This window comes from Vibrio rubrogenes (assembly GCF_059641415.1).
On sequence record NZ_JCARSY010000008.1, the window covers coordinates 95,136 to 106,532 of the forward strand.

General features: G+C 42.2%; 8 protein-coding genes. 5 read left to right on the forward strand and 3 right to left on the reverse strand.

From position 1 onward, the window contains the following. Window positions 1-144 precede the first annotated feature (144 nt). The 3 genes from AC55NX_RS08175 to AC55NX_RS08185 form a co-directional block, all read right to left on the reverse strand. Window positions 145-2,178 carry a GNAT family N-acetyltransferase gene (locus AC55NX_RS08175; protein ID WP_496995272.1) on the reverse strand — a complete coding sequence of 678 codons (2,034 nt, stop codon included), beginning with the start codon at window positions 2,176-2,178 and terminating at the stop codon, window positions 145-147. A 142-nt stretch (window positions 2,179-2,320) separates the two neighbouring features. Next, window positions 2,321-3,292 (reverse strand): ParB/RepB/Spo0J family partition protein, encoded by a 972-nt coding sequence (locus AC55NX_RS08180; RefSeq protein ID WP_496995273.1) that lies wholly within the window; start codon window positions 3,290-3,292, stop codon window positions 2,321-2,323. Between the two features lie 6 nt (window positions 3,293-3,298). Beyond that, window positions 3,299-4,516 (reverse strand): AAA family ATPase, encoded by a 1,218-nt coding sequence (locus AC55NX_RS08185; protein WP_496995274.1) that lies wholly within the window; start codon window positions 4,514-4,516, stop codon window positions 3,299-3,301. Window positions 4,517-6,004: 1,488 nt separating this feature from the next. Here AC55NX_RS08185 and AC55NX_RS08190 point away from each other — a divergent pair. From AC55NX_RS08190 to cyoA, 5 genes are all read left to right on the forward strand, one after another. Further along, complete coding sequence (locus AC55NX_RS08190; protein ID WP_496995275.1) at window positions 6,005-7,981, forward strand: replication initiator protein RctB domain-containing protein; 1,977 nt, start codon at window positions 6,005-6,007, stop codon at window positions 7,979-7,981. A 541-nt stretch (window positions 7,982-8,522) separates the two neighbouring features. Then, on the forward strand, window positions 8,523-8,720 hold the full coding sequence (locus tag AC55NX_RS08195; RefSeq protein WP_059122101.1) for a PA3496 family putative envelope integrity protein: 198 nt from the start codon (window positions 8,523-8,525) through the stop codon (window positions 8,718-8,720). Between the two features lie 141 nt (window positions 8,721-8,861). Further along, window positions 8,862-9,071 carry a DUF3283 family protein gene (locus AC55NX_RS08200; protein ID WP_496995276.1) on the forward strand — a complete coding sequence of 70 codons (210 nt, stop codon included), beginning with the start codon at window positions 8,862-8,864 and terminating at the stop codon, window positions 9,069-9,071. A gap of 86 nt (window positions 9,072-9,157) precedes the next feature. Next, window positions 9,158-9,877: a YebC/PmpR family DNA-binding transcriptional regulator gene (locus AC55NX_RS08205; RefSeq protein ID WP_496995277.1), complete on the forward strand. Its 720-nt coding sequence runs from the start codon at window positions 9,158-9,160 to the stop codon at window positions 9,875-9,877. Window positions 9,878-10,467: 590 nt separating this feature from the next. Beyond that, window positions 10,468-11,397 carry a ubiquinol oxidase subunit II gene (gene cyoA, locus AC55NX_RS08210; protein WP_496995278.1) on the forward strand — a complete coding sequence of 310 codons (930 nt, stop codon included), beginning with the start codon at window positions 10,468-10,470 and terminating at the stop codon, window positions 11,395-11,397.

Genomic DNA, 11,397 nt, shown 5'->3' on the forward strand with positions numbered 1-11,397 from the left:
CCTTATCGTACATATCGCAATCCATTCTATTTGCTTACATTTTACTCATCTCATGACGCAACTAAATAAGCGTCATTAAAAATTCAGTACTGGGTCACCAACTTAGCAGATTTACAGTGTAAATAGGCAAATTCGATTTACTGATTACGACTCAAATTTACACTGTAAACTCGCGATGATAGATGAAAGATTGTCTCGGATTTTACGTTCAATTTGTTTTCTGCCAGTCACAGAAGAATGAGAAACAATCGTTGACCACGCATGATTCTGTAAAATTTTTTCAATCAATAAGTCGTCAATCATGTCAATATGCTCATATGGAAGAGTCGAAATATAGAGAGATATCCATACAGCGGCACTCTCATAATTAGCCCCCCCCTGAGCATAATTTTGAATCAATGTGACTGGTACATCTATTATCGGTAAATTGACACTCATCTTTAGTAGTTGCCGAACAACGTCGGGTTCTAGCCGAGTGAGCTCTGTTTTCAAAGCATGTGGGAAGTAGTATGAAAACTGTTTTCTCGCAGCCTCAAACCACGAATACGAATTACGGTAAACCATCACAATGGAATAACAACCACTCGCCTGATCCCTACGCGAACCAATTTTCACTGGATGAAAACCATTTTTCCCCCAAAACTGAAGTAGCGCAGAAGTTGCACCAAAGCTGGTGGCGATATAGTCAGTCAGACATTGACGAGTCAATTCGGAAAGTAGAGCGGAGCCATATCCTCGCCCTTGCCAAGCAGGATGGATCGCAATACGCATCACTCGACAACAAGACAAACCAGCCGCATCAGATAATCCGAGTTGATTCACCAAAGATGTGAGCACAAGATGCCCTTTAGGGCGATGCTGACCGTATTGAATTCTTGTAACTGCGGCTGGTGATAACGGCCCTTCCTGTATCGCAAGAATACATCCCACCAGATGATGTGCTCTCTGCGCAATAAAGACCGTAATATTCGAATCAAAAAGAATACCCATTAAATCGTTCGGTGTCGTCTGATAATGGGCATTGGTTAGCAAAGAAAAGATATTTGCGAATAACTCAGGATCGTTCAGCAACACTTCACGCGTTAGATGACGATACTGAACCGGGCCATCTTGTACATCCTCTACGGTGGGCAACTCGGCATCAAGTAAAAATGTCTGATATTGCCAGCGCTCAAGTGGGTCACCTTCAGCCCAGCGAATCGGAGTTGATAATGTTTGATGTGTTAAACCGGGTCTATTGTGCTTTAACCACGGTAAAAATTTGAGCGTAAATCCTCTGCCGCATCCTTCGTAGCCATGAATGGTGGTCGAAAAAACTAAACGATGATAGTGATTGGTTAAAGCGGTGAGCATCGATATCGGTATCGCAGAGGCTTCATCAATCAACAGCAGATCACAGCCCGGACGTGTATGAACCAGTTCATCCGGTGCGATGAATTGGAGCTTGGCTTGCTGATAAATGAAGGTCTTCCCCTGTATTTGCCCTTTTGGAAGCATTCGCTGAAGATGACTGAAAATCGGGTCAACTGCTGTAAAGGCTGGGGCCGTAACAATGATCTGAATTGATGAACGCTGCTTCATTAAAACGGATGCAGCGATACCTAGGGCACTGCTTTTCCCCCGACCACGATCTGCAGTCAATACCAAGGGACGTTTACGATGCCCTTTGACGACATGAATAATTGACTCAATCGCTTTTTTCTGTTGTTCAAACTGATCAACTCGCAGCAATGGTATCGGAGGAAAATCAACTTTGACAGACGGCTGTAATTCATCCACTAATATCAGTTGATCCAGTGCCCGCTGTAACCATTGCTGGGCTGGATTTAAATTTTCAGCCACCATAGGGGCATCGACAAACACCAACAGCCCACCGCCTTGCAGCGCTCCCAGCGCAGCATTAAAACTGTCAGCATCAAACCCAACCGATAAATCAACCAGTAACAGCCGACATTCCTGCCCCAGCAAACGACGACCAGACTTAATATCAAACCATTCATATCCTTCTCTGGGATGACCGCCGAGCTGAATATGCCGACCGACAAAATAGCCTTTCACTTGCAATAGTCGAGCTTCAGTCCATTCGGGCGTGCCTCTCAGTACAATACCGGCACGGTAGAACGATTGTTCCAGATAGGACTGTAATGGGGAAATAACCTCAGAAAAAGCAGACATCATTGCAAAACCGTCAAAACAGGAATATAGGTATCACATCATACAAATCATCTGAGGAAAGGGAAATGTTTCTCATAGAGAAGCGAGGATAAAAAAAGCCCGGTGAACTCACCGAGCTTGCTTATTTTAAGAATCAATCGAGACGTTAATTCATTTTACTCTGAATAAATTCAAACAATTCATCCATAAGCTGATCATCAACCCGCTTCAGATTCAGTACTAACTGACTGCCTTTACGAGTGTAACTAGCACGTCCTTTGACCAATTCAATTTTATGAGAAGCCGCTTTCTGCTTCGGTGCAAGTGAAGCCATCCACTGTTCCAGTGTTTCCGTCACTTCTTTTGTCAATCGAGCTACACCTTGAGCATCACTTTTTTGCCAGACAAATTCACCATCGGCACGACATTTATCTAAGAGTTGCTCCTGCTGCTCCTCATCCAGAACACTATATTGCTTATGAAGTTTTACGATTGTCGGGCGGCCAAGCTCAACAACATTGGGATAAGCCTGAAGTAACTCAAGAGGTAAAGCCGCAGCCTTCAGTGCGCCACTGACGAGAGCTTCACTGCATTGGAACATTTTCGCTAAGGCTTTTTGATCTTCAGCCTCACCACTATCCAGCTTCGCCTGCATCTCTTTCCCTTTTTCGTAAAGAGATAATGGTTTGTGCGCATTCGCTACGTCAGACAAGAATTTGGCATGCTCTTCATTGATTCCGTCAGCAACATAAACGAGAAAGTCCTGATTCGCCAGAATACAAGCCATCCGACGTCGACTACCATCGAGCACTTCAATCATACCGTCTGCTGAACGTCGTCCAACAGCCGGGTATTGTTGCCCTCGGTCTTGCAACGTACTCAGAATATCAGACAATGCATGTTCATTCAGAAACGACTGTTCACGGGCATTCCGTTCAAAAACGGTCGTCTGGGCCGCAATACTCACTGCTGGTATACGCTGTAATTCAAAGGTGACTAAGTCTTTGCCAGCCACAGCCAATTCAATGACATGTGCTTTTTCTTTTGCAGCATTTTGCGCCTCTTGTGGGGTCGTTGCCCGCCGCTTATCTGCTTTACCAAACAGTTTTGCGTTTAATTCTGATGTTTTCATTGCCATATTCTCTTACCCCTGATTCAACGACGGCCAATGTGTATGTAGAACCCTCTCAAGCTCTAATGCACTTTTTTGTACAGCATCTTGCGCTGTCGCCAGTGTTTTCTTCCCACCTTCAAAATCACCGGAAGTTAGATCAAACACCGTACTATAAGTATCAGCGCAGGTTTCAAATGCCCGACTACGTGGTATCGTTGCCATCATAACCTGCTCTCCGAGCAGATAATTCATCTCCGTCAAAACAGAAACTTGCTTTTTATTATCATCCTCGAACATCGTCGGTACCAAACGAACAAATTCAAGTCCCTTCCAATCTTCCGGAAACATCTCATAGACCGTTGGTAGATGCTGGAAGAAATTAACGGTTGATGCCCAATCCAGACGTTTCGCTGCGCATGGTATCAAAAGCGCATTAGAAGCATACATCGCATTCCAGACCAAAGGATCAACGTGTGGCCCCGTATCGATGACAATAATATCAAAATCATCAGCAATTTTATCAATCAACTTTTCTTTTAATAGACGCACAATATCCAATGACTGGTTTTGTGATAAATATTGCCATGCTTCAGCATTAAACATCGCATCTTCAGGAAAAGCAGAAATGGTTTTCAAGTTCGGGTACTGGGTGGACATCAACACATTCTTATTCAAGAAAGAGCGGTCTACAACCGTGCCATCCGGCACATTGTCTAACATGATATCCACCGCAGAGAAAATACTTTCATTCTCTTCTGTACTTATCTGAGGATTCAGGAATAGACGTAGAGAGCCTTGAGGATCTAAATCGATTAAGCAAATACGGTATCTTTTATCCAGATTTAAAGCCAGGCAGGCCGACAGATGAACCGCGGTCATCGATTTTCCCGTACCACCTTTTTGATTCTGAACATTAATAATCCAAGGCTTATTATCATTGTTCTTTTTGCGTTGATGGAAAGTCGATACGCCGGCCGCATCCATCAGCATATGTGCTTCAGCAAGAGAGATAGAATAATGATTGGCATTATTTTTGGTAAACTGATGTCCCTCAGCTTCCATCTTTGCAATAGCTTCATCCAGCTTGCGTCGTGTGAGACCGGAACGCGTTTCCATCAATGCCTTAGACATTGGGGGAAAGTGCTCGTCTTTACGTTCCTCAAGGACGATTTCAATCCGATCAGCCTGAACTTGTTTGGTTTGTTCAGCGAGTTGGTAGAGATTATCTATGGTTTGTTCTCTCTTCATTGCCAATATCCATAATGAGTGACATGTTGCTATTGTACAGCAAATTTATTTATTGACAATAAAAAGGTGTACAATCAATTTTAGATGAATATCACAGTTAAGTGTCTACTAAGATACGATTTAATGAAAAAATGAAAATTCACATCAAAAAATTGTTTTAGTTCTAGCCTTAAAAACAACATTTCATAAAAGTGTTACAGCGTCACATTTTACAATGTAAATTTCATTTCACTTATCAAACCATACTGCTTCCTTCATTATTAAATAAAATACGTCATAATGATGCGGTTTCATCGATACCAAGATAAAGGGAGTTATAAACATTGATAACCAGAATCACGATACCGGAACGATTGAAAGAAGCCCGATACTTACGGTGATTGTGATTTCAACTGCATACGATACTTCCAAAATCGTCATCATCAGCGTTAATCGCGACCATTTTATACGCTTTTCTTTAGCTAAGACGCTGAAAAACGGAACATCATGAAAACCAGCGTTCCTTGAAAATAAGTCTTTACCGGTCAACAATAGACCTTATTCTGTCAAAAAAAACCTCAGAAATGCCAGAATAAAGAAAAATATCAGTCGTAAATCGTCATTTAATCAAATGAATCTATACCGTGGATAGCGAATCGACAAGCAACCGACCGGAAAGATGATCATGGCATGTCACCTTGATCATTTTTCCAAGTGTTACAGAAAAAATAGAAGCATGATCAAGGGATATGAGCAATGTAAATTCAGGCAACGCATTCATGATCTTATGATCAAATACTCGGAACAATGATCAAGAAGAATCTTTCTCGGAAGCATGAGTTTTCTTGATTGAACTACGGATGGTGTCAATTCAACTGGGGGATGCGTCGTCCTTATCTGGATTAAACGCTAAATTGAAATGACATCGTTGCAGAAGAGTAGGGCATCATCACCCCTTGATCATGCTTACGCGACCACCGAACGTGATATATATCGAGTTATCTCCCAAAAAATGTGTTTTTCGATTATCCAAAAGTCAGCAAAATTGTCGGGAGAGGGAAGTGAGAAACAAGATACCTTGATCATGCTTACGGGGCTGCCCAGAATTGCAGCAAAATATCATTTGATTGATAATAAACAGCAGACCAAGCATGTGGATAAGTTGTGTGTCCATCTTGATCATGCTTCAAAGAAACTATTGATCATGATTCCGAAACACAAATGATCATGCTTCAGCCGCGTAATGATCATGCTTTCAATATCTAATTGATCATCGTTCCTGAGTCACCATGATCATGCTTTCAGCCGCTTAATAAAAATATTGTTTTATTACAGTTAATTACGGGCCTTTTTTTACTCAGATCATAAGATCATATAAACATTTAAGATCATTAATAATCATAAAGATCAGTTTTTAAGAGCAATAATTTTTTTCTTTATTTATAGAATATTTTTCTTTATGCTCGGAAAAATATCAATATTACATCAAATGTGATATGGACAGGAAAAATGAGCACCCGCGAAAAAATATTAATCAAAGCTCCCAGAAATCATAAAGATGGACATCTCTTTCAAGTATCAGAAGCATCGATCAATTGGATAGAACAGTATCAACACTTTAAAGGTGTGACCAGAAGCATCATTGAACTACTGAATTTAGTCTCTTTAAAAGGCATGAGTAGTAAAGATGGTCTGGTCTCAACAACAGAGCTGATCGAAGCCGCTGATGGGCAGTTGACCAGAGCGGCAATCCAGCAACGATTGCGTGCAGCAGTCAGTATTGGTCTCTTCGAACAAATTCCTGTCCGGTTCGAAGAAGGCCTTGCCGGCAAAACGATGCTACATAAGTTTATTAATCCAAGCCAACTGATCTCAGCGTTAGGAGCCACCAGCCTGATCACCGAATCAGTGAAACAGTCAGAGAAGCAAAAACGCTCCAAAGCACTGGCCCAAACTCAAGTCAATCAGCGCTTGTTAAATGAGTATGGATTAAATACCCCTCCGGCGATCAAGGATGAAGCAGATCAGTTTGTAGTTTCACCAACCAATTGGGCCGGGATTATTGATCAAGCATTGGCTCCGCCAAGAACACGGAAAAATTACCAGAAATCAATGGTTTCAATTTCTGGGACTCGGGCTGTGATCGAAACAAGATCATCCAAAAATATTATGACTGTCGATGATCTGATGACACTGTTTGCCCTGTTTACATTAACCGTTCAATACCATGATCATCAACGTGAAGAATATCATCTGAACGCGAAACAAATTCCGAATAAGACACCGCTTTATATCACGGATATTTTGTCACTTCGGGGCAAAAAGGATAGCGGGCCGGCGAGAGACTCTATCCGGGACAGTATTGATCGCATTGAATTTACTGACTTTCAGCTCCATGAACTAACCGGACGTTGGCTCAGTGAAAATATGCCGGAAGGATTTAAAAGTGATCGTTTTCGCTTTCTGGCCCGAACGATCACAGCTTCAGAAGAAGCACCGGTTGAAGGCGCTGACGGAGAAATTAAGATCAAACCCAATCTCTATATCCTAGTTTGGGAACCTTCATTTTATGAAGAGCTGCTAACGCGGGATTACTTTTTCCTGTTTCCACCGGAGATTCTGAAACAGCATACGCTGGTATTCCAACTCTATTCTTATTTTCGGAGTAGAATGTCACGCCGACACCACGAAACCATGCTGTTATCCGAGCTGAATCAGAAGTTGGCCCGCAATATTGAATGGCGGCGTTTTTCGATGGATCTGATCCGTGAGTTGCGGCGTTTATCCGAAGGAAAAGGGGATGACGATTTATTTGTCGTCAATCTGTGGGGGTATCACCTGTCTGTCCGATCGATTCATACCAAAGGCAAACTGTCAGATTATGAAGTCGATATCAAATGTGACGTAGAAGAAGTCTTGCGTTTCTCCAGAGCGAGAACAACGAATGCCGGAAAACGCAACATGGCTCCGACCTTACCGAATCCACTTCGTCATGAAATGGTCTCTAAGCAGAAACTGGAGGAGCTTGCTTCAATTATCGATGGTGAATTTGAACCCATCCAGCGCAAAGCACCGTCTCCCAGAGGGAATTTGGGCCGCCGGGTCAAGCTACGCAAACATCTGGTTGAGATCAATGCCGATGAAATTACGATTACCTTGTCAAAATATACCTCACAGGAGGCTCTGGAACGCAGTATAAGCGCTTTATCTGCGATGACCGGACACTCTCCATCATTAATCCGAGAAGAGTGTCAGGAGCTGATTGATAAGCTCGATTGGCTAAGAGTCGGTGATACGGTGCTCCCGTATGAAACACTGAGTAAGGCCATTGAGCTGTACAATTCCCGTAGTCGCAATAAACATTTGTCAATTGAACGGTTAATTTCAGGATTGGCGGTTCGGCGTAAAGTGTGTAAACAGATTAGTGAAGGGCATTTGGACGAGTCGGTATTTTTAGTGCTTGATGAAGTGGCAATTGGTATCTAGGGCATTCAATGGCCGGTGCATAGCAAAATGGAACGAAGGTTACAAACTCTGTTTGTCTTTGCATAGCTTTGACATCTTCCTGACAGAGGTGGATGTTGAGACCGTTATTCTTTATCTCGAAAGACAACCTAATCCTACCGATGTCATTGGTTAGGTTCACGTTGTTATATTCATACTTAGCATTTTCGCGAGCACCCCATGCTCGCTTTTTTTTGCCTGTCAGAAAATAAGCGCATCTGAGTATCAAGTCACCTGAACATGATCAGTTCTTTCATGGAATCACCCTTGATCATTGTTCCGTATACCATGTGAATTATAAAAATTATCGGGAAGAGTCAGGGGATGAGTTGAGTAAAAAATCGATAGCAATCTTTTAAAAATACTGCGCTGTTCAAATTGACGCAAAATTTTATTCTTACATCTATCAATATTTTTACAGAACTATAGCCACTATCACACTCTTAGATAATTTTGCTTAACAAGATTTTTCAGCTTCGCTATAGAATACGTGTCCCTAACATGGTTTGTCCGGAGGTGATTTATGTCTATCAATTCAATCGACCATGATGAAATGACGAATATCGCAAACAAATGGGACTTCACGGACGAAGTTGAATTGCAAAAACCCACGAAAAACCTTAAATCAGCTGAAGCCCGACGCCGGATTGAAGTGATGAGAGAGATTCGTGAAAGTGGTTTAACAATTGAAGAAGCAAGGGAACTTGGCTTACTTCATTAAGTTTGATATCGGATAAGAAGGGGCAGCTTGGCTGCCCCTTTTTTTGAATGAGGGTAAGCTGGTATGAACATCAGTTAGCGCTTAATTTTCTCGATTCCTGTGGTATATTGCACAACTTGTTTACAGATGACGGGTGATTTCATGTCTTTTAATCTTGCAGAATTGAGTGCTGAAGAGAAGAATCGGATCGAGTTGGATAAGCAGGCTGCCTTTTTAGTCTGGAAACTGAAACAGGGAAAAGCCGGGCCTGAAATCTTCACTCAGCATCGGGAAACGTTGCGAACAACCGATGAACAGACATGCTTTCAACAATCAGTGGATAAATATAAAAGGGTCATGGGCGTGATGTAAGCCGCTCCCTGAACCGGCAGAAATTGAAATGGTTCTGTGTTTTTTCTACAATCCGTCGCGTTCAATTAATGAGAGAGAATATCCCGATGGGAAGAAGTTTTGAAGTGCGTAAAGCTTCCATGGCGAAGACTCAAGGCGCAAAGATTAAAGTTTATTCCAAATACGGCAAAGAGATTTATGTGTGTGCAAAAAATGGAGGGGCCGATCCGGATACCAACCTTTCTTTGCGGCATTTGATCACTAAAGCGAAAAAAGATCAGGTTCCCGGACATGTGATCGACAAAGCGCTGGATAAAGCCTCGGGAGGTTCTGGTGAAGATTACCAGCCTGCTCGTTATGAAGGGTTTGGCCCCGGTGGTGTAAGTGTGATTGTTGACTGTCTAACGGATAACGGTAACCGGACTTATCAGGATGTTCGCCAGTGCTTTGTAAAGACGGGTGCGAAGATCGGCAGCCCGGGAACGGTTGCTCATATGTTTGATCACCAAGCGGTATTCCAGTTTAAAGGTGATGATGAAGAGACCGTGTTAGAAGCGTTAGTCATGGCGGATGTGGATGTGACCGATATTGAGCTGGAAGACGGTGTGATGACGGTATTTGCTCCCCACACAGAATTCTTCAAAGCAAAGACGGCGTTAACGGATTCTTTCCCTGATGTCACTTTGGATGTGGAAGAAATTACCTTCGTGCCGCAAAACCGGACTGAAATTTCCGGAGAAGATGCTGAGAAATTCCAGAAGTTCTTAGATCTGTTGGATGATAGCGATGATGTACAACAGGTTTATCATAATGCGGAGATTGAGTAGGCACTCATTCTCGCTTTCATGACAAAACAGATTGCAAAACGCCCCTTGGTATGACTCGGGGCGTTTTTTTATGCCTTGGGGATTATCGATAGTCATCACAAATCATGATTTTTTCACACACTCATATTCATGGGTTTATAAAAGAAATTGCAGCACATTCCGTGATAGAGTTCATAAATTATAACGAAAAAAAAAACATGCATGAGGAATGAGTGGCAGACGGAGAAATTTGTTCTAAAAAATATATAGATAACAAGGGATTATATCTTTGATTTCGCAGGTGTGGCAGATCTGCTTTTTCTGAACGTCAGATTTGCGTAACTTAAGATTGCACTTTAATATAGTGCCCCTCGACGTATTGTTACTATGATGTGTCGGATGTAGCAAAGTGTTCTTTCTTGTAACAAATATATTTGCCTTCTCGATAAGCTGGATGTGAATTATCACGATTTCGTAGAGTTGAATGGATTTGTCGCAGGTAAGGATAATTTTGTTACAGATTCAAATACTCTTATTAAAAACAACCGCAGAGTCTTGATAAGGTAGTGTCGGTTATCAGGTTCTCTGCCAAAAAGAGAAAGTACAAGTAAATGGAAGCCTCACGATATAAAAGCATCATATCGAGACTCGGACTGTTACTCACAGTGCTGATGCTCTCAGGGTGTAAGTTTGCGCTACTTGATCCCAAAGGAGAGGTGGGTGTTCAGGTAAAAGAGTTGATCATTACAGCTCTGCTCCTGATGTTGATCGTTGTTATCCCTGTGATACTGATGACGATCTACTTCTCGTATAAATATCGATCAAGTAATTCGAACGCAGAATACACACCAGAATGGTCCCATTCAACAAAGATTGAGTTTGTTGTCTGGACGATCCCTATCATCATTATTGTTATTTTGGCGACAATCACATGGCGTTCAACACATCATCTTGAACCTTCTAATCCTTTAGTAAGTGATGCGAAGCCAATGACGATTGAAGTCGTATCGCTTGACTGGAAATGGTTGTTTATTTATCCGGAACAAAAAATTGCAACGGTCAATTATGTTGCATTTCCAAAAGATGTTCCGGTGAAGTTCAAACTAACGTCAGATAACATCATGAACTCTTTCTTTATCCCTCGATTGGGTAGCCAACTCTATGCAATGCCCGGAATGGTGACTCGTTTGCATCTGATTGCCAATCATGCCGGGGATTATAAAGGTATTGCTGCGAGCTTCAGTGGTGACGGATTCTCTCATATGAAATTTACCGCGACTGCGACACCGGATATGGCCAGCTTCGAACAGTGGGTTGAGAAAGTGAAGTCTTCTGAAAAGCAGATTCATGATTTCTCCGACTACCGTGCTTTAGCGAAACCAAGCATCGATGTTCCCGTCACTTATTATTCTCATATTCCGGACGGCCTGTTCAATTCAGTGGTAACCCAGTTCCCGGGTAGTATGAATATGCACATGGAAGATGGACAGGATATGGATAAAACAATGGGTCATCATTCGATGGCTGAGCATGAAGGGTAA